We start from the raw sequence: 18872 nt of genomic DNA on the forward strand, positions 1-18872 counted from the left end.
CTACTTCCTGCCTGCCGCGTTGAACTTCACCGCCTCCCGGATCAACGCCTTGAACGCCGCCGCATCCACCTCATCCGCCGGCCCGAAGTCGATGGCCCGCCTGACCTTGCCCTCCAGGCTGGAGTTGAACAACCCCTTCGGATCGGCCAGCGCCGCGCCGTGCGGAAAGGTCAGCTTGACCTTGGCCTTGTAGGTCTCGCCGGTGCACAGGATGCCGTCGCGCTCCCACACGGGCACGTCCCATTTCCACGTCTCGACGACGGCGTCGTCGGTGGCGAGGATGAGTTCGCGCAGTCGTTTCAGCGTGTCGGCCCGCCAGTCGCCGAGGGCGGCGATCTTGGCGTCTATCAGTTGGGCGGGGGATTCATTGCTGGTCGTCATGGTTCAACAGGCCTCGTATTTCCAGTTCCGCGACTTGCCCTCGGCCAGCCACTCGACGGCCTGGGTGATGCGCTTGGCGCGCGTGTCCTCGCGCTTGGCCTCCAGCACCCACTCCACGTAGTCGCGCTGCTTGCTGGGCGGGAAGGCGTCGTAGTGCTGTTGTGCGGCCTTGACCTTGGCGAGTGCGGTGGCGAAGTCGGCTGGCATGTCCAGTTGGGCGCGCGGCTCGCGGTTGGGTTTTTGTGCGCGCGGTGCACCGGCCTGCAACAGCGCGGCGGCGGCCTTGATCTGCTTGCGCAACTCGGTGCGCGAAGGCAGGTCGGCCATCGTCTCGATGCGCCCGAAATCGCCCATCGCACCGGCCTTGCCCTCGGTCGCGCCTTCGCGCTCCCAGAAGCTGAAAGCGCAATGCGCCTTGAAGGCCGACATGCCGCACAGCAGCTTGTCATCGAGCATGAAATGCGGCCGGCTCCACTTGATGGTCTCGATGACATCGGGGCAGGCCGCATGCACGTCTTCGCGCAGGCGCTGCAGGATGGGCAAAGCGAACGCCGGCACGGCGGCGAGGTAGCTGTCGATGCGGGGGTCCAGGGTTGGCATGCTTACTCGTGGCTGTTGAGGTGATGCTCGATGCGCCGATCCGGGATCAGCCAGAGCGCCGCGACAAAGGCGTAGCCGGCCAGCGACAGGCCCACGTGCACGAAGGCCAGCGCGATGGCTGCGAGATAGACCACGGGCGAGAGCTTGCCTTTCCAGTCCTTGCCCAGTGCCTGTGCCAGCGCGGTGTTGTTGCCGGGGATGCAGACCAGCGCGCGCTGCAGCAGCACCCAGGCCAGCGCCGCCATGACGAGGATGCCGCCGTAGACGGCCACCGGCAGCGGTGCGAAATGGTTCTCGCCCATCCAGCCGGTGGCAAACGGCAGCAGCGACAGCCAGAACAGCAGGTGCAGGTTGGGCCATAGCACGCCGCCGTTGATCTTGTGCACCGCGTGCAGCAGATGGTGGTGGTTGTTCCAGTAGATGCCGACGTAGACGAAGCTCAGCACATAGGACAGCAGCACCGGCCAAAGGGGCTTCAGCGCTTCCCAGTCGCTGCCGTGCGGCACCTTCATTTCCAGCACCATGATGGTGATGATGATGGCGATGACGCCATCGCTGAAGGCTTCGAGTCGGGTCTTTGTCATGAGGCCAGCGGTTGTTTTCGGGCAGTCTAGACTTCCGGCCCGTTTGCACACTGCCCTTGCCGTCCGTGAGAACCCTGCTTCTGGCGCTGCTGTTCGCGCCCCTGACCGCCCTGGCCCAGTTGCCCTCGCTGACGCTGGAGCAACTGCCCCGCCCCATCATGCCGCCCGGCGAGCGCGGCCCCGTCGTACCCGCTCAGGTGGAGCGTTGGCGCCAGGAGGCCAAGGCCCTGGAGTACGGCGACGGCATGAAGCGCGACGAGGTGGCCGCCGCCAAGCTGTATTGCCGCGCCGCCCGCTACGGCGACGCCGAGGCCCAGTACAGCCTGGGCTGGATGCTGACCAATGCGCGCGGCATCCAGCGCAACGATGCCGAGGCCGCCCACATGTTCGCGGCCGCCGCCGAGCAGGGCATGGACCAGGCCCAGAACATGCTCGACCGCATGGGCGGCACGCCGCTGGGCGACCCACCGCCCTGCCTGCGCCCACCCGAGACCGACCCCCTGCCGGTTGCGCCACCGCCTGCGCGCGGCGCCAAGCCCGTGTCGTTGTGGGCCACGCTGCCGCTGCCGCAGCAGGCACCGCCGGCCATCGTCAACTACGTGAAGCTGCTGGCGCCGGAGTACCAGCTGTCGCCCGCGCTGGTGCTGGCGGTGATGGCCCAGGAGTCCAACTTCGACCCGCTGGCCGAGTCGCCCAAGAAGGCGCAGGGCCTGATGCAGCTGATGCCCGACACGGCGACGCGCTTCAACGTCATCCGGCTGCGCGACCCCTCCCAGAACATCCGCGGCGGCATGGCCTATCTGCGCTGGCTGCTGGCCTACTTTGAAGGCGACGTGATGCTGGCGCTGGCTGGCTACAACGCCGGCGAGCGCGCCGTGGACCGCTACCTGGGCGTGCCGCCCTATGCAGAGACGCGGCTGTATGTGCGCAAGATCATGGCGTCCGTGGGCGGCCAGCGCCTGCACCCCTTCGATGCCAAGGCGGCGGGCGCGTCGCCCATGCTGCTCCGCGTGAAGGCGCAGATGCAGGTCATTCAGTCGCGTTGACTTTCAGAATGCGCCGCATGATCAAGCCGCTCACTCTCGCGCTCCTTGTGTTGGCGGCCCATGCCCAGGCCAGCCCGGAGCGCCAGGCGCAAGCCCTGCTCGACGCCTTGCGCGAGGCCAACGGCGTGCCCGGCATGGGCGCAGCGGTGTGGCAGGACGGCAGGCTGCGCTGGCAGGGCAGCAGCGGCCTGCGTGATGTCGAGCAAGGCGTGCCGGTGCAGGCGGACACACGCTTTCGCCTGGCCAGCGTGTCCAAGCTCTTCGCGGCGACGGCCGCCGCCCAGTTGAAGGCCCAGGGCAAGCTCGACGTCGACCAGCCCGTCGGCGCGCTGCTGCCCGGCCTGGACCCGGCGCTCGCCGCCGTAACGCCGCGCCAGCTGGCCGCCCATCTGAGCGGACTGCCGCACTACGAAGCGCGTGACGCCACGGTCGGCGCCACCCATCACGTGACGGCCCGCGAATCGCTGGTCTATCTGAAGGGTCGGCAGCTGCAGTCGGCGCCGGGCAGCCGCTATAACTATTCAACCTGGGGCTACACGCTGCTGGCCGCTGTGGTCGAAGCCGCCGCTGGCCAGCCCTATCTCGACCTGCTGTCCGGCAAGGTCGTGCCGGGCCTGGCCATCGGGCCCGACCAGACCGGCCAGTCGCCGACCATGTCGCAAGCCTATGTGCTCAGTGCGCAGGGCCCGCAGGCGGCACCGGCCGCCGACTTCAGCTACAGCTGGGGCGGCGCCGGCATGGCCGCCAGTGCGCCCGCGCTGGCGGAATGGGGCAGCCGCGTGCTGCAGGGCCGCGTCGTCGACGCCGCGACGCGTGACTGGATGTGGCAGCCCGTGCTCGACAACGCCGGCCAGGCGGTGCGCGAGCGCAGCTTCAAGATGGCCTTTGGCTGGCGGCTGGATACCGACGCCGAAGGCCGCAAGACCATCCACCACGCCGGCACCACGCTGGGTGCGCGCAGCGTGCTGCTGTTGTGGCCTCAGGGCGAGGGCGGTGGCATCAGCGTCAGCCTGCTGTCCAACGCGATATGGACCTCGTCCATCGAACGCAGCGCCGAGCTGCTGAGCGCGCCGTTGCGCCCGCCCGTGCCGGGCTTGTCAGCACAGCCCTGCCCGCTCAAGGCCGGCCGCTTCGAGGGCGAGCTGGACGGCGCCGCACTGCAAGGCCGCGCCAGCTTCCGCCGCGACGCGGACGGCCTGTGTCGTGGCGAGCTGAGCCTGCCCGATGCACTGGCCAAGGTTGTCAACCCGGGGCCGCAGCCGGCCGCCGACAAGCTCGTCGTCATCGGCCTGCAGGGCGACCTGGCACGGGCCGCGCTGGTGACGCCCATAGGCCTGGCGGATTGGCGGGCGCAGGCGGATAGCAGCGTGCGCGTGGAGGGGCTGGCGGGGCGGCGGCTGACGCTCAGGTTGGCGGAGTAGTCAGCGCTCAGAGAACGTCCTTGCAAATTGAGCGCACCGTGCTCAATTTGCAAGCTTGACCGAGCCCGCTATTCCGGGAAATAGGCGTCGCTCAGGGCCGGATTGGCCTGCAGCAGTGCGCGGAACGCTGCCGCGACTTCCGCGTGGTGCGGACCCATCGTCAGCCTTGGGTGTGCCGCCATCAGCTCGCGTGCCGGCACGAAGCGCCACACATGCGTGGCGCCGCTCGGGTCGCCGCGGTTCGTCGGTACGCTGAGTTCGACCAGCGCCTTGAAGCGCGGATGCCGTTCCTCGAAGTTGAGCTGGCGCTGAGCCGCCTTGCGCAGCAACAGGGCGGCTCTCCAGCCGAGCTTGTCGAACGCACCGAACGTTCCCAACCGGGCCTGGCATCCGGCCGGTGAGCCGTGCATCAGCACGAGGCCGTCGACCATGACCTTGGGTGCCGGGGCCAGCAGATAGTTGGCGCATGCCGATCCGCAGACGCCGTCGACGATGACGGGGAGCTGGTGTTTGGCGATCAGGTTGGCGATGCGGATCGCTGCGCGTTCGTCGCCGCCGTAGCTGTTGACGCGCAGCGCGCTCGGCGCCGGGCCCTGGGCCAGCCGCTGTTCCAGCGCCTCGGCTACCGCAAGGTCGATCTTGCCGCGCAGCAGCCACTCGCCCTGTTTGTCGCGCCGGCTATTCGGGATGTAGGCGTTCAGCAGTTTCAGCAAAGCCGCCTTGTCGACACCGTCGGGCGCGCGCAGCGACTTGATGTCGATGCCCTGCCGCGCGGTGACCACGTCGCAGTCGTCAACGTTGAACTCCAAGGGCGTGTCGTTCAGACGGTGAAGGCCGAAAGCCGTCGCCCAGGCGACCAGTCCTGCGAACGCCCACCAGAGCTTGCGTTTGGCGGGGCTCACATGCTCCTTCGGTACTGCCCACCCACCTCGAACAGCGCACCGGTGATCTGGCCCAGCGAGCACACGCGCACAGCGTCCATCAGCACGTCGAACACGTTGCGGTTCTCGATGACGGCCTGCTGCAGCCGCGACAGCATCGCCGGCGCCTCGGCCGCGTGGCGGTCCTGGAACTCGGCCAACCGCGTCAGCTGAGACTGCTTCTCCTCGTCCGTCGAGCGCGCCAGCTCGATGTGCTCTGGCACCGTCTCGCCGTGCGGGTTGCGGAAGGTGTTGACGCCGATGATGGGGTACTCGCCCGTGTGCTTGAGCATCTCGTAGTGCATCGACTCTTCCTGGATGCGGCCACGCTGGTAGCCGGTCTCCATCGCGCCCAGCACGCCGCCGCGCTCGCTGATGCGCTCGAACTCGGTCAGCACGGCCTCTTCGACCAGCTCGGTCAGCTCGTCGATGATGAAGGCGCCCTGGCTCGGGTTCTCGTTCTTGGCCAGGCCCCACTCACGGTTGATGACGAGCTGGATGGCCATCGCGCGGCGCACGCTTTCGTCGGTGGGCGTGGTGATCGCCTCGTCGTAGGCGTTGGTGTGCAGCGAGTTGCAGTTGTCGTAGACGGCGATCAGCGCCTGCAGCGTCGTGCGGATGTCGTTGAAGGCGATCTCCTGCGCGTGCAGGCTGCGGCCTGACGTCTGCACGTGGTACTTCAGCTTCTGACTCCGCTCATTCGCGCCGTAACGGTCGCGCATGGCAATGGCCCAAATTCGGCGAGCGACGCGGCCGAGCACGGTGTATTCCGGGTCCATGCCGTTGCTGAAGAAGAAGCTCAGGTTGGGCGCGAAGTCGTCGATGTGCATGCCGCGCGCGAGGTACGCCTCAACGAAGGTGAAGCCGTTCGAGAGCGTCAGCGCGAGCTGGCTGATCGGGTTCGCACCGGCCTCGGCGATGTGATAACCAGAGATGCTCACCGAGTAGAAGTTGCGCACGTTGTGGTGCACGAAGAACTCGGCGATGTCGCCCATGACCTTCAGCGAGAACTCGGTCGAGAAGATGCAGGTGTTCTGGCCCTGGTCTTCCTTCAGGATGTCGGCCTGCACGGTGCCGCGCACATTGGCCAGCACCCAGTCCTTGATCTTGGCGGCTTCGTCGGCCGTCGGCTCGCGGCCGTTGTCGGTGCGGAACTTGGCCAGGTTCTGGTCGATGGCCGTGTTCATGAACATGGCCAGGATGGACGGCGCGGGGCCGTTGATCGTCATCGACACGCTGGTGCTCGGGTTGCACAGGTCGAAGCCGTCGTACAAGACCTTCATGTCGTCCAGCGTCGCGATGCTCACGCCGGAGTTGCCGACCTTGCCGTAGATGTCTGGCCGCGGCGCGGGGTCGGCGCCGTAGAGCGTGACCGAGTCGAAGGCGGTGGACAGGCGCTTGGCGGGCAGGCCTTCGCTGACCAGCTTGAAGCGGCGGTTGGTGCGGAAGGCGTCGCCTTCGCCGGCGAACATGCGGGTCGGGTCCTCGCCCTCGCGCTTGAACGCGAACACGCCGGCCGCGTAGGGGAAGCTGCCGGGCACGTTCTCCAGCATCAGCCACTTCAGCAGCTCGCCATGGCATTCGTAGGCGGGCAGCACGACCTTGCGGATCTTGGTGCCCGAGAGGCTCTTGGTGACCAGCGCCGTGCGGATCTCCTTGTCGCGGATCTTCACGACGTACTCGTCACCGGCGTAGGCCCGGACCATGTCGGGCCATTGCGTGAGCAGCTGGCGCGCGTCGCCGTCGAGGCGTGTGCGGCGCTGCTCGGCGAGGTCGCCCAAGGCGGCACGTGCACCTTGCTTGTCGGGGTTGGCCGCCTCCAGCATCGCGCGGCTGGCCTCCAGCTGCTGGATCTCACGGGCCAGCGCGGCCTGCCGGCGCGCGCGGGCCTTGTAGCTGCGAACGGTGTCGCTGATGTCGGCCAGATAGCGCACGCGCGCTGCGGGCACGATGGGCGTCTGGTGGGTGCTGTGGCGGGTGTTCACCGCTGGCAGTCGCCCCGCGCCGAGGCCGAGGCGAGCCTTCAGCGCCTGGTAGAGCGCCGTCACGCCGTCGTCGTTGAAGCGGCTGGCCATGGTACCGAACACCGGCATCGCCTCCGGCGACTGGCCCCAGGCCTCGCGGTTGCGCTGCACCTGCTTGCTCACGTCGCGCAGCGCGTCCAGCGAACCCTTGCGGTCGAACTTGTTGATGGCGACGAACTCGGCGAAGTCCAGCATGTCGATCTTCTCGAGCTGGCTTGCGGCGCCGAACTCGGGCGTCATCACGTACATGGGCACGTCCACCAGCGGCACGATGGCCGCGTCGCCCTGGCCGATGCCCGAGGTCTCGACGATGACGAGGTCGAAGCCGGCGACCTTGGCGGCGGCGATGACATCGGGCAGGGCGGGGGAGATCTCGGAGCCGAAGTCGCGTGTGGCCAAGGACCGCATGAAGACGCGCTGACCCTGCGACCAGGGGCCGATCGCGTTCATGCGGATGCGGTCGCCCAGCAGCGCGCCACCACTCTTGCGGCGCGAGGGGTCGATGGAGATCAGCGCCACACGCAGGGCGTCGCCCTGGTCCAGGCGCAGGCGGCGGATCAGCTCGTCCGTCAGGCTGGACTTGCCGGCGCCGCCGGTGCCGGTGATGCCCAGCACGGGCGTCTTGATCTCTTTCGCTTGCGAACGCAGCGCATCGACGATTGATCCCTCTGCCCTGCCGTTCTCCAGCGCCGTCAGCAACTGGGCCAGCGACCGCCAGGCGGCTTCCGAGTGGCCGGTGATCGCCGACAGGTTCTCGGGCGCGTAGACGCTGAAGTCCTGATCGGCCTTCATGACCATCTCGCCGATCATTCCCTGGAGCCCCATGCGCTGGCCGTCCTCGGGGCTGAAGATGCGCACGCCATGCTCGGCCAGCTCGCGGATCTCGGCCGGCACGATGACGCCGCCGCCACCGCCAAACACCTGGATGCGCTCGCCGCCGCGTTCCTTCAGCAGCTGCACCATGTACTTGAAGTACTCGACGTGGCCGCCCTGGTAGGAGGAGATGGCGATGCCCTGCGCATCCTCCTGCAGCGCCGCGGTGACGACCTCGTCCACTGAGCGGTTGTGCCCCAGGTGGATGACTTCCGCGCCCATGCCCTGCAGGATGCGCCGCATGATGTTGATGGCGGCGTCATGCCCGTCGAACAGGCTGGCGGCAGTGACGAAACGGACCTTGTGGGTCGGGCGGTACTCGGCCAGCGCCTTGTGGTCGGCGGCGAGATCGGTCATGGCTTGTCTCCTTGATCGGAGACGGATTCTAGGTCGTCGGTTGACGTTAACGTCAATTGGCCGCTCCGCCCGCCGCCGCGATGATGCGCAATTCGCCGCACCCGGCGTTCCACACCCACGACGCATGAGCACCTCATCGCCCACCACGCCCGACCTGGGCACCGAACTGACCTGGCGCGGCGTCGTGCTGGGCATCCTCATCACGCTGGTCTTCACGGCCGCCAACGTCTACTTCGGCTTGAAGGCCGGCCTGACGTTCGCCACGTCCATCCCGGCTGCCGTCATCGCCATGGCCTTGCTGCGCAAGGCCAAGGGCAACTCCATCGGCGAGACCAACATCGTGCAGACCATCGCGTCGTCCGCCGGCACGCTGTCGTCCATCATCTTCGTGCTGCCGGGCCTGGTCATGATCGGCTGGTGGACGGGCTTCCCCTACTGGATGTCGACGTCGCTGTGCGCGCTGGGTGGCGTGCTCGGCGTCATGTATTCCATCCCGCTGCGCCGCGCGCTGGTGACGAACTCGCCGCTGCCCTACCCCGAGGGCGTGGCCTGTGCCGAGGTGCTCAAGGTCGGCCATGCCAGTGACGGCGGCGAGACCAGTCGCCAGGGCCTGGCCGCCATCGTCATCGGCAGCGTCGTGTCGGCCGGCTTCAGCATCGTCGTCGCGACGCAGCTGTTCGCGGCCAACCTGGCGCAGTATTTCCGCCTGCCCGGCGAGCGCGGGGGCACGACGGGCTACGACCTCAACTTCAGCTTCGCGCTGCTGGCCGTGGGCCACCTCGTGGGCCTGTGGGTGGGCATCGCCATCCTCGTCGGCGCCTGCATCGGCTGGCTGGGCGGCGTGCCGTTCCTGACGCAAGGCGTTGATGGTGCGGCCGAGGCGGTCGCGTTGTTTGCCTGGAGCAAGAAGGTGCGTTTCATCGGCGCTGGCTGTATCGCCGTCGCGGCGATCTGGACGCTGGTGAAGCTCGCCAAGCCCGTCGTCGCCGGCCTGCACTCGGCGGCCAAGTCGGCGCGCGTGCGCAAGGCCGGCAACGCCGACACGCTGCCGCGCAACGAGCAGGACATTCCCATCGGCACGGTGGGCCTCATCACGCTGGCCTGCATGCTGCCCATCGGCTTCATGCTGTCGCAGTTCGCCAGCTCGGCGGGCCTGGGTGACCAACTCGGCCTGCTCGTCGTCGGCGGAGTCGTCTACGTCGTGCTGATGAGCTTCTTCGTCGCCGCCGTTTGCGGTTACATGGCCGGGCTGATCGGCTCGTCCAACAGCCCGTTGTCCGGCGTGGGCATCCTCGTCGTCATCGGCGTGGCGCTGCTGCTGGCGCTGGTCGTCAAGCCGCTGCTGCCGCCGTCCGCCGGCCAGGCGCTTGTGGCTTACGCGCTGTTCGTCACGGCCGTCGTGTTCGCCGTCGCGACGATTTCCAACGACAACCTGCAGGACCTCAAGACCGGCCAGTTGGTCGATGCCACGCCCTGGCGTCAGCAGGTCGCCCTCATCGTCGGCGTCGTTGCGGGCGCGGTCGTCATCCCGCCGGTGCTTGACTTGCTCAACCAGGCCTACGGCTTTGCCGGCGTGCCCGGCGCGAACCCCAAGACGGCACTCGCCGCGCCGCAGGCCGCGTTGATCTCGGCGCTGGCCAAGGGCGTCATCCAGGGTGACCTGGCCTGGAACCTGATCGGCATTGGCGCCGGCATCGGCGTGGCCTGCATCGTCGTCGACGAGCTGCTCAAGCGCGGCAGCGGCGGCAAGGCCCACCTCGCGCCGCTGGCCGTGGGCCTGGGCATCTACCTGCCGCTGAACAGCACGCTGACCATCGTCGTCGGCGCGGTGGCCGGCTGGCTGTTCGAGCGCGCCGCCGCACGCAAGCGCGACCCCGAGGCCACCCGGAAACTCGGCGTGCTGATGGCCTCCGGCCTCATCGTCGGCGAGAGCCTGCTGGGCGTTGTCCTCGCGGCCGTCGTCGTGTTCTCGGGCCAGGGCGCGCCGCTGGCCCTGGTGGGCGACAGCTTTGTCACCGCCGGCCAGGTGCTGGGCTTGCTGGCCTTTGCCGGCATTGGCTTCGGGCTGTACCGCTGGTTGTTGAAGCGCGTGTGACCGGACGCTAGTTGGCGGCGCCGAATTTCAAGGGCGCTTCGGCGCTGGATGCGGGCTCTCCGGATGGAGCACGCAGCGTCAGCGAAGCCGGCATGCTCTCCCCGTTGCGCAGGATTCGGAACAAGTAGGGTGTGATGTCGCCTTCGGGCTTCGTGACGTTGGTGGCGACGCAGTTGCGGGCCTCGGTGGGATGCACCAGCGGCAGGTGGTAGTTGCTGGACATGCAGCCCAGCAGTCGGTCGCCCGGCTGCAAGGTGCTGTGGCTGTAGTGCGTGCGCTCGCCCACGTCGGCGACTACCAGCGCGCCGTCGCGTCGAGCGAACGTGACGTGGCCGATCTGGACCGTCTCCTCCGGTGCCGGGCGCCGCGCCTGCGGTGGCTGTTGCGGGGCGGCCGTGCCGGCGACGTTTTCCTCCGATGCGCGTTCGCGCGGCAGGGGCTGTTCATCTGCTGCGCCTGCCCTCGCCGTGCTGAGGGAGTCCGGCGCCGTCAGCGAAGCCGTCAGCTCTTGACCCTTGCGCAGCACGCGAAACGTGTAGGTGATGGTGCCGGCCTTCGGGTCCCTGGTCTTCTCCGTGCCGCAGCGTGTCGTTGCGAGGAGGAAGACGAGTGGGATGCGTTTGTCGAGGTCCGCGCAGTCCTGTAGTCGATCGCCAGGCCGGAGTGAGGAGGTGCCGCGGCGGCTGCGTTCGTCCACGTCGTCCACGATCAGCTGGCCATCGCGCCGATTGAAGGTCACGTTGCCGATGAAGGCGAGTTGAAGGCCTCCTCTCGCGTCCTCGTGCGGTGATGGGTCGTACGACTTCCGCGGCAACGTCGTGCCGAAGCCGTAGGGATCGTCCACCGATGCGCTTTGCGGTGGCCAGGTGCTGATCGGCGGGCCGCTCGGTACGCTGGCCTGCGGGCGGCCCAGATCGGGTGGCGGTCGGTAGGAGGGTGTCTGGGTGCTGAACAACTTGCCCAGCATGATCACCGCGCACAGCACGAAGAACCACGGCGTCAGCGCCGGGCCGGGCTTCCAGCCGCGTTGCAGCGCCGGCAGCGGCTCTGCTTGCGCGGTCGGCGCGGGAGGCTCCTCAGGCAGATGCTGGAACCATGTGTTGATGTTGGACTGCGACGTGACGAGGCGCAGCCAGTTCGGGTAACGCTGCACCAGCATCTGCACGAGTGGCAGGTCTTCCCGGAGCAGCGTTGGCGTCGGTGGTGTGTCGCTGCGCAGCCGCCGGATGACGTGTCGCAGCCGGTCAAACTGCTCATGGGTTTGCTGGAAAAAGATCAGCTTCTCGTTGATCGCTGCATCCAGCGCCGCGCCGAGCTGGCCGAAGACACGCAGATGGGCGCGGTCCTTCTCCCAGCTGAACACCTCGCAGGCCGGGCCGAACAGGAACTCGTGCCCCGGCTGCCAGCCGTCCATGATCAGGTGAGCCACCTGAAGCTCGAACAGCGTGCGGGCCTCGAGGTTGAGCAGCCGGTCGTCGGCGAGGGCGTCCTGTAGCGCGGCCGAGGCCTCGGCCTCCTCCTTGAACCCGGTCGAGACGCGGCCGGCGAAGGTCTGGAACACGGCCTTGGCAAGCTCGCCGCTGTCCGTTGGCAAGAAGCCCGCGGGCTCGGGCGGCTTCGGCTGCTCGCGCGGCGTTTCGGCGACGACGGGGGCTTCAGGCTGCGCATCAGCTTGTGCCGCTGCCTCCGCTTCGCGCCGGGAGGCAACATGCAGTGCCAGTTCATAGGCCTCGCGCAGCGCCTGGAACTCTCGCGGCTGGGTCTCCTGGTCGATGCGCTTGAGCTGTTGGGCGTAAGCACGCCGTACGCTGCGCGCGTCCGCATCCGAGCGCAGCCCCAGCCGAGCCAGCGCGTCGTCGACCGCCGCGTTCACGTCGGCTCCCGGTCCAGCGCGCTGTGCCGCTCCAGCGCATCCAGCAGCTCGCTCAAGGCGCGCCGGGCGGGCACGATGGCGCGCGGGTCCTGGCCGGCCAATGTGCGCTCGAAGCCCAGCACCTGCAGTCCCAGGTGTTCGCGCTCCATGCCGCGCAGCTGCTCGTAAAGGCGCTCGGCGCGGGCCGTCACCGTGCGGTTCTCGATCTGGTCGCGTGGGTGGATCTTCAGCTCGGCCATGGCGCGCAGCAGCTCGGCGATCTGGCTCTCGGTCAGCAGGCCCGGGTTGCCTTCGATCAGCAGGCTGGTGGTCTCCTGCGTCTTCAGCACGGTGGCGTCCACCTGCAGCAGCCCGTTCACGTCGTAGGTGAAGCGCACGTCGACGGCGCAATCGTGAACCGCCGCATTCGGCAGCGGCACGGTCAGGCTGCCCAGGTGGATGTTGTCGCGCACCATGCGCGATTCACCCTGGTAGATCTGCAAGTCCAGCTGCTGCTGGCCGGCGGCCATCGGCACGTACTGCTTCACCCGGCTGATGGGCACCGTGCTGTTGCGCTCGATGATGGGGTCGAAGTGGCCTTGCGACACCGCGCGCTGGTCCAGCCGGATGCTGACCTCCACGCCCAGCGAATAGGGCGCCACGTCGGTCATGACGATCTCGTTCAGCGCGGCGTCCCGGGCCTTGAGCCCGGCCTGCACGGCCGCGCCCATGGCCACCACCTGGTCGGGGTCCAGCTCGGTCGACGGGAAGCGGCCGAACATCATCGTTACCAGTCGCCGCACCAGCGGCATGCGGGTGGCGCCGCCGGCCAGCACGATGCTGTCCAGGTCGCTGCTGCGCAGGCCTGCGTCGCGCAGCGCGCGCTCCACGGGCAGGCGCAGGCGCTTGAACAGCGGCGCGCAGGTCTGCTCCAGCAGCGCCTCGTCGACGGCCAGTGTGTGTTCCACGTCGCCGTGGCGGACCTTGATGGTGGCCGATGCCTGCAGGCTGAGCAGGCGCTTGGCGGCTTCGGTCTCGGCGCGCAGCCGCGCCATGAAGACCTCGTGCTTGCGCAGCGACGCCGGCAGCTGCAGGCGTTCGAAGAAGGTCTCGATGAGGCTGTTGACGAAGTCCTCGCCGCCCAGGAAGTTGTCGCCGGCCGAGGCGCGCACCTCCATGACGCTGTCAAACAGCTCCAGCACCGACACGTCGAAAGTGCCGCCGCCCAGGTCGAAGACGAGAAAGCGTGATTCGGCCTCGCGCTGATGCAGGCCGTAGGCCAGCGCGGCGGCGGTGGGCTCGTTCAGCAGCCGCTCGACCTTGAGCCCGGCGATCTGCCCGGCGGCGCGCGTGGCCTTGCGCTGCGCGTCGGAGAAATAGGCCGGCACCGTGATGACGGCTTCGGTGACCGGCTCGCCGAGAAAGGCCTCGGCATCGGCCTTCAGCACCTTCAGGATCAGCGCCGACAGCTCCTCCGGCCGGAACTCCCGCTTGCCCATGCGCGTGAGCCGGCTGCTGCCCATGTGGCGCTTGAAGAGGGCGGCGGAGCGCTCGGGGTGGCTTTGCAGCCGCTCCACCGCCGGGCGGCCGACGAGCACGGAGCCGTCTTCGTCGAGGCTGACGCAGGACGGCGTCAACACCTCGCCCAGCGCATTCGGTATCAACTGGGCCTGGCCGTCGCGCCAGACGGAGACCAGGCTGTTCGTGGTTCCAAGATCAATGCCGACGATCAATGAGGCCTCCCCGCCCACTTTTTTGTGGCGGGGATGCTAATGCGGTCGGCGCCGTTCCTGCGTCCGCGTGATCCCGCGAGCGCGGGGAAGTTCAGTCGTCCGAGCCCATGAAGCCGAACAGATGCAGCAGGCTCGTGAACAGGTTGAAGATGGACACGAACAGGCTGACGGTGGCCAGCACGTAGTTGGTCTCGCCGCCGTCCACGATCTGCTTGGTCTCGAACAGGATCAGGCCGGCCGACAGCAGGGCGACGACAGCGGAGACGGTCAGCGCCAATGCCGGGATCTGGAAGAAGATCGCGGCCAGGCCGGCGAGCAGCGCGACGATCATGCCGGCGAACAGGAAGCCGCCCATCCACGACAGGTCACGCTTGGTGGTCGTGGCATAGGCCGACAGCGCCAGGAACACGGCACCGGTGGCGCCCAGGGCCAGCATGACGGCCATGCCACCCGAAGGCAGCGACAGCGTGCGGGTCAGCAAGGGGCCGAGCGTCCAGCCCATGAAGCCGGTCAGTGCGAACACCAGGCCGACGGCCATGCCGCTGTTCTTCAGCTTGTGGATGCCGAACAGCAGGCCGAAATAGGCCACCAACGTGATGATGATGCCCGGCGCGGGCAGGCTGAAGGCGACGGCCGCCCAGGCGACGGCGGCGCTGAACAGCAGCGTCATCGACAGCAGCGCGTAGGTGTTGCGCAGCACGCGGTGGGTGGTGCTGCGGTCGAGCGTGGTGCCATACGACGTAGCAGGCACGGCAATGGCGGTTTGGCGGGTTTGCATGGCAGACCTCCGGTTAGAAAAAACGAGCTGAGCGTAAGCAGGCTGAACATCAAATAAAAGCAGAGAATCAAGAAGCCTTTCTTCTGAATAACTTGTTGAGTTGCCGACATGAGCATGAGCTTCAGCTACCGCCATCTCTACTACTTCTGGGCTGTGGCCAAGGAGGGCGGGCTGACGCGCGCGGCCGAGCGGCTGGGGCTGTCGGTGCAGACGGTGTCGACCCAGGTGCGCGAACTGGAGCAGTCGCTGGGCGCGTCGCTGCTGAAACCGGCGGGCCGGGGCCTGACGCTGACGGAGGCGGGCCAGGCCGCGCTGGAAGTCGCCGAGCAGATCTTTTCACTGGGCGAGGTGCTGCCCGAGCGCGTGCGCGACGCCGCCACCGCCCCTGCCGTGCGCCTGGCCGTGGGCATTTCAGACGGCCTGCCCAAGCTGGTCGTGCAGAGCCTGCTGCAGCCCATCATCGACACGCCCCATCTGCGCCTGCTTTGCCACGAGGATGAGTTCGACGACCTGCTGGGCGACCTGGCCCTGCACCGGCTGGACGTCGTGCTGGCCGACCGACCCGCGCCGCCCAACCCCAACCTGCGCGTCTACAGCCATGCGCTGGGCAGCTCGCCGATGGCCTGGTTCGCGCACCCGCGCTGGGCGGCGGCGGCGCGGCGGGACTTCCCCGCGTCGCTGGCCGACGTGCCGCTGTTGCTGCCCACGGACCACGCCGCCGTGCGCCCGCGGCTGAACCAATGGCTGGAGCGCCATGGCGTGCGCGCCAAGGTGGCCGGCGAGTTCGAGGACAGCGCGCTGCTGGCCACCTTCGGCGCGGCCGGCATGGGCGTGTTCCCGGCAGCGACGTTGATGAGCGACAAACTGGTGCAGCGTGACGGCTTGGTGCGCGTGGGCGACTGCGTCGGCGTGGAGGAGGCCTTCTACGCCGTCGGCACGGACAAGAAGATCGCCCACCCGTTGGTGCGCCGGCTGCTGCCGCAGCCATCGGACGCCTCTGACTGAGTTGCTACAGTTGACGTTTACGTCAATCAAAGCGCCCAGCGGGCCTGGCACAACCGGGTGCTGAATGGGCGGCATAGGAGACTCACCCATGAATCTGCCCGGCCTCAACTTCCAGCTCGGCGAAGACATCGACGCGCTGCGCGACGCGGTGCGCGCCTTTGCCGATGAAGAGATCGCCCCCCGCGCGGCCGAGATCGACAAGAGCGACCAGTTCCCCATGGACCTGTGGCGCAAGATGGGCGAGCTGGGCGTGCTGGGCATCACCGTGCCCGAGCAGTACGGCGGCGCGGACATGGGCTATCTGGCGCACATGATCGCGATGGAGGAGATCAGCCGCGCCAGCGCGTCGGTGGGCCTGAGCTATGGCGCGCACAGCAACCTGTGCGTGAACCAGATCAAGCGCAACGGCAACGACGCGCAAAAAGAAAAGTACTTGCCGCGGCTCATCAGCGGCGAGCACGTCGGCGCGCTGGCGATGAGCGAGCCGGGCGCGGGGTCCGACGTGCTGTCGATGAAGCTGCGCGCCGAGGACAAGGGCGGCTATTACGTCCTCAACGGCACGAAGATGTGGATCACCAACGGCCCCGACGCCGACACGCTGGTCGTCTACGCCAAGAGCGAACCCGAACTGGGTGCGCGCGGCGTGACGGCCTTCCTCATCGAGAAGAGCATGCGTGGCTTCAGCGTCGCGCAGAAGCTCGACAAGCTGGGCATGCGCGGCTCGCACACGGGCGAGTTGGTGTTCAACAACGTCGAAGTGCCGGCCGAGAACGTGCTGGGCGGGGTCAACAACGGCGCACGGGTGCTGATGTCCGGCCTGGACTACGAGCGCGCCGTGCTGACCGGCGGGCCGCTGGGCATCATGCAGAGCGTCATGGACAACGTCGTGCCCTACATCCACGACCGCAAGCAGTTCGGCCAGAGCATCGGCGAGTTCCAGCTCATCCAGGGCAAGGTGGCCGACATGTACACCGTGCTGCAGGCCGCGCGCAGCTTTGCCTACACGGTGGCCAAGAACCTCGACCTGCTCGGCGCCGAGCATGTGCGCCAGGTGCGCAAGGACTGCGCCTCGGTCATCTTGTGGACGGCCGAGAAGGCCACCTGGATGGCCGGCGAAGGCGTGCAGATCTTCGGTGGCAACGGCTACATCAACGAGTACCCGATGGGCCGGCTGTGGCGTGACGCGAAGCTCTACGAAATCGGCGCGGGCACGAGCGAGATCCGCAGGATGCTGATCGGCCGGGAGCTGTTTGCAGAGACGATGTAACTGCTGGCTGAGACAATCCCGGCATGACGACCGAGACCAACCACGAACTGCAGGATCTGCTCGACAACAACAAGCGCTGGGCCGCCGACACCGAGGCGCGTGAACCGGGCTTCTTCTCGCGGCTGCTGAAGCAGCAGGTGCCGCAATACCTGTGGATAGGCTGCGCCGACAGCCGCGTGCCGGCCAACGAGCTGGTCGACCTGCTGCCGGGCGAGCTGTTCGTGCACCGCAACGTCGCCAACGTCGTCGTGCACTCGGACCTGAACTGCCTGTCGGTCATGCAGTTCGCGGTGGACCAGCTCAAGGTGCGCCACATCATCGTCGTCGGCCACAGCAACTGCGGCGGCGTGCGCGCAGCGCTGTACGACATTCGCACCGGTCTGGCCGACAACTGGATCCGCCATGTGCAGGACGTGCGCAACGACCACCTCGCCTGGCTGGACAGCCTGCCCGAGGCCCGACGCGTTGACGCGCTGTGCGAGCTGAACGTGCTGGAGCAGGCGCGCAATGCCTGCCAGACGACGGTGGTGCAGGACGCCTGGCAGCGTGGCCAGGAGATCGTCGTGCATGGCTGGGTCTACGGCCTGCACAACGGCCTGCTGGAAGACCTGCAGCTGACGGCGGGCACGGCCGAGGACGTCGAGCCCGCCTACCGCCTGGCGCTTGCGCGCGTCAAGGCGCGCTACGCCACGGCGGCTTGAGGACTGGCCGATAGCTTCAGGCGCGATCAGTCGTTCGCGTACTCAAACGCGAAAGGCTGCTCGATGACATGGTCGCCAGGGCAGTCGTAGGCGCGTATGGCGCGCTCGATGTTGGCGACGAACTGCGCATGCAAGGCCTCGTAGACCGGGCCTGTCGCGGTCACGTCGACCCGGGTTACCGCACCCGCGTGGATGATGACGAAGGCCCGGTACTGCAGCCGGCCCGGCCATGCGAGCTTGGGCACCTCAGGGGGTAGCTTCTTGCGGCAGATTTCGGCGGGCGCGGTGTAGCGGTTCGCCGAGAGCAGCTTCTGGGGCGACGCATAGGGTGGTGTCAGCTTCACGCGCAGTGCCATTGACGCCGGCGCGGGCGAGCCGTCGGCGTTCAGGAAGCTGCCCGACATCGTCGGCGAACCCACCGCGAACGGGCCCTTGTAGCTGGGCCCTCCCGGCTGCTGGATCTGCCCTTGCCCGGACGGGAAGCCGTGCTCGAACCGGCCCGTGTAGCGGCTGCCGTCCACGAACCGGTAGTCGCCCTGGCCGTGCAGATCGCCGTCGTCAAAGCTGCCTTCGTAGACGCCGCCGCCGGCCCAGGTGTAGCGCCCCTGGCCGGATGGCTGGCCGAGGCTGAACGGGCCAACGTAGCGGTCGCCATTGCCGAACTGCACTTCGCCCTGGCCCTGCGGCCGCGCCGCCTTGCACTGGCCTTGGTAGTGGTGGCCGTCGGGCCAGGCGATGGAGCAGGCGCCCTCCGCGCGGCCGGCGACGAAGTCGCCCCGGTAGACCGTGCCGCGCGGGAAGGTCAGCAGCCCGGGACCGTCGTATCGGCCGTCCACGAAGCGACCGTCGTAGCGCTGGCCGTAGGGTGTCGTCAGCACGCCCTGGCCGGCCAGGCGGCCGGCCTTCACCTCGCCGTCGTAGGTGGAGATCGTGACGCCATCGACGGAAGTCTGCTTGCGGCCCGTGCCTTCGGCAAAGCCGTCGCGGCAGGCGCCGCTCCACGTCACCGACTGCAGCGGCCAGGGGCGTGGGTTCTCCAGCTTGCAGCCCTGCGCATCGGCTATCCATTCGACATCGGCGCGGCTGGCCAGAGGGGCCAACAGCGACAGCGCGCACAGCGCCTTGAACAAAGTCCGGTTCATGGGCTTGTGCCGCTGGACGATCAGTGTCAATTCGAGCTCCGCCCTTGTTTTCGCGGGGCGCGAGCCTAGCAGAGCAGCTGCGGCAACAGGACG

At 68.0% G+C, this 18872-nt stretch carries 15 protein-coding genes; 6 read left to right on the plus strand and 9 right to left on the minus strand.

All coding sequences use genetic code 11. The annotated features are described in order from the left end of the window. Genes ACXRVZ_RS12255 through ACXRVZ_RS12265 form a run of 3 tightly spaced genes read right to left on the minus strand, consistent with a single transcriptional unit; the run spans position 1 to position 1565 of the window. Positions 1–381 carry a DUF1801 domain-containing protein gene (locus ACXRVZ_RS12255; RefSeq protein ID WP_457422149.1) on the minus strand — a complete coding sequence of 127 codons (381 nt, stop codon included), beginning with the start codon at positions 379–381 and terminating at the stop codon, positions 1–3. A gap of 3 nt (positions 382–384) precedes the next feature. After that, entirely contained in the window at positions 385–981 is a 597-nt protein-coding gene (locus ACXRVZ_RS12260; RefSeq protein WP_457422151.1) for a YdeI/OmpD-associated family protein, read from the minus strand. Between the two features lie 2 nt (positions 982–983). Next, positions 984–1565 carry a TMEM175 family protein gene (locus tag ACXRVZ_RS12265; RefSeq protein ID WP_457422153.1) on the minus strand — a complete coding sequence of 194 codons (582 nt, stop codon included), beginning with the start codon at positions 1563–1565 and terminating at the stop codon, positions 984–986. A gap of 65 nt (positions 1566–1630) precedes the next feature. Between ACXRVZ_RS12265 and ACXRVZ_RS12270 the strand changes: the two genes are divergently transcribed. Then, entirely contained in the window at positions 1631–2611 is a 981-nt protein-coding gene (locus ACXRVZ_RS12270) for a transglycosylase SLT domain-containing protein (protein ID WP_457422155.1), read from the plus strand. A gap of 17 nt (positions 2612–2628) precedes the next feature. Next, positions 2629–4032, plus strand: a complete 1404-nt coding sequence (locus tag ACXRVZ_RS12275) for a serine hydrolase domain-containing protein (RefSeq protein WP_457422157.1) — start codon at positions 2629–2631, stop codon at positions 4030–4032. Positions 4033–4100: 68 nt separating this feature from the next. Here ACXRVZ_RS12275 and ACXRVZ_RS12280 read toward each other — a convergent pair whose 3' ends face one another. Both ACXRVZ_RS12280 and icmF read right to left on the minus strand, forming a co-directional pair. Then, positions 4101–4934, minus strand: coding sequence for a hypothetical protein (locus ACXRVZ_RS12280; protein WP_457422159.1), 834 nt, complete (start codon positions 4932–4934; stop codon positions 4101–4103). Continuing rightward, a complete protein-coding gene (gene icmF / locus ACXRVZ_RS12285; protein WP_457422161.1) occupies positions 4931–8206 on the minus strand; it encodes a fused isobutyryl-CoA mutase/GTPase IcmF in 3276 nt (1091 codons plus the stop codon). The genes ACXRVZ_RS12280 and icmF overlap by 4 nt, the downstream gene beginning before the upstream one ends. Before the next feature lie 124 nt (positions 8207–8330). On the opposite strand from icmF, the gene ACXRVZ_RS12290 reads away from it, so the two are divergent. Beyond that, positions 8331–10301, plus strand: a complete 1971-nt coding sequence (locus tag ACXRVZ_RS12290) for an OPT family oligopeptide transporter (protein WP_457422164.1) — start codon at positions 8331–8333, stop codon at positions 10299–10301. Positions 10302–10308: 7 nt separating this feature from the next. Here the strand turns inward: ACXRVZ_RS12290 and ACXRVZ_RS12295 are convergent, their stop codons facing one another. The 3 genes from ACXRVZ_RS12295 to ACXRVZ_RS12305 form a co-directional block, all read right to left on the minus strand. Continuing rightward, complete coding sequence (locus ACXRVZ_RS12295) at positions 10309–12174, minus strand: hypothetical protein (RefSeq protein WP_457422166.1); 1866 nt, start codon at positions 12172–12174, stop codon at positions 10309–10311. After that, on the minus strand, positions 12171–13886 hold the full coding sequence (locus tag ACXRVZ_RS12300; RefSeq protein WP_457422168.1) for a molecular chaperone HscC: 1716 nt from the start codon (positions 13884–13886) through the stop codon (positions 12171–12173). Before ACXRVZ_RS12300 ends, ACXRVZ_RS12295 begins: the two co-directional genes overlap by 4 nt. Positions 13887–13977: 91 nt before the next feature. Next, positions 13978–14664: a Bax inhibitor-1/YccA family protein gene (locus tag ACXRVZ_RS12305; protein WP_457422170.1), complete on the minus strand. Its 687-nt coding sequence runs from the start codon at positions 14662–14664 to the stop codon at positions 13978–13980. 108 nt (positions 14665–14772) lie between these two features. Between ACXRVZ_RS12305 and ACXRVZ_RS12310 the strand changes: the two genes are divergently transcribed. From ACXRVZ_RS12310 to can, 3 genes are all read left to right on the plus strand, one after another. After that, complete coding sequence (locus ACXRVZ_RS12310; protein ID WP_457422172.1) at positions 14773–15669, plus strand: LysR family transcriptional regulator; 897 nt, start codon at positions 14773–14775, stop codon at positions 15667–15669. A gap of 88 nt (positions 15670–15757) precedes the next feature. Then, positions 15758–16936: an isovaleryl-CoA dehydrogenase gene (locus ACXRVZ_RS12315; RefSeq protein WP_457422174.1), complete on the plus strand. Its 1179-nt coding sequence runs from the start codon at positions 15758–15760 to the stop codon at positions 16934–16936. Between the two features lie 23 nt (positions 16937–16959). Then, positions 16960–17637 carry a carbonate dehydratase gene (gene can / locus ACXRVZ_RS12320; RefSeq protein ID WP_457422176.1) on the plus strand — a complete coding sequence of 226 codons (678 nt, stop codon included), beginning with the start codon at positions 16960–16962 and terminating at the stop codon, positions 17635–17637. 26 nt (positions 17638–17663) lie between these two features. Here the strand turns inward: can and ACXRVZ_RS12325 are convergent, their stop codons facing one another. Then, the gene (locus ACXRVZ_RS12325) at positions 17664–18809 is read right to left on the minus strand and encodes an MORN repeat-containing protein (RefSeq protein WP_458232440.1); all 1146 of its coding nucleotides are present in this window, start codon (positions 18807–18809) and stop codon (positions 17664–17666) included. Between the last annotated feature and the right edge of the window lie 63 nt (positions 18810–18872).

The sequence above is a fragment of the Roseateles sp. P5_E8 genome (genome assembly GCF_054177665.1).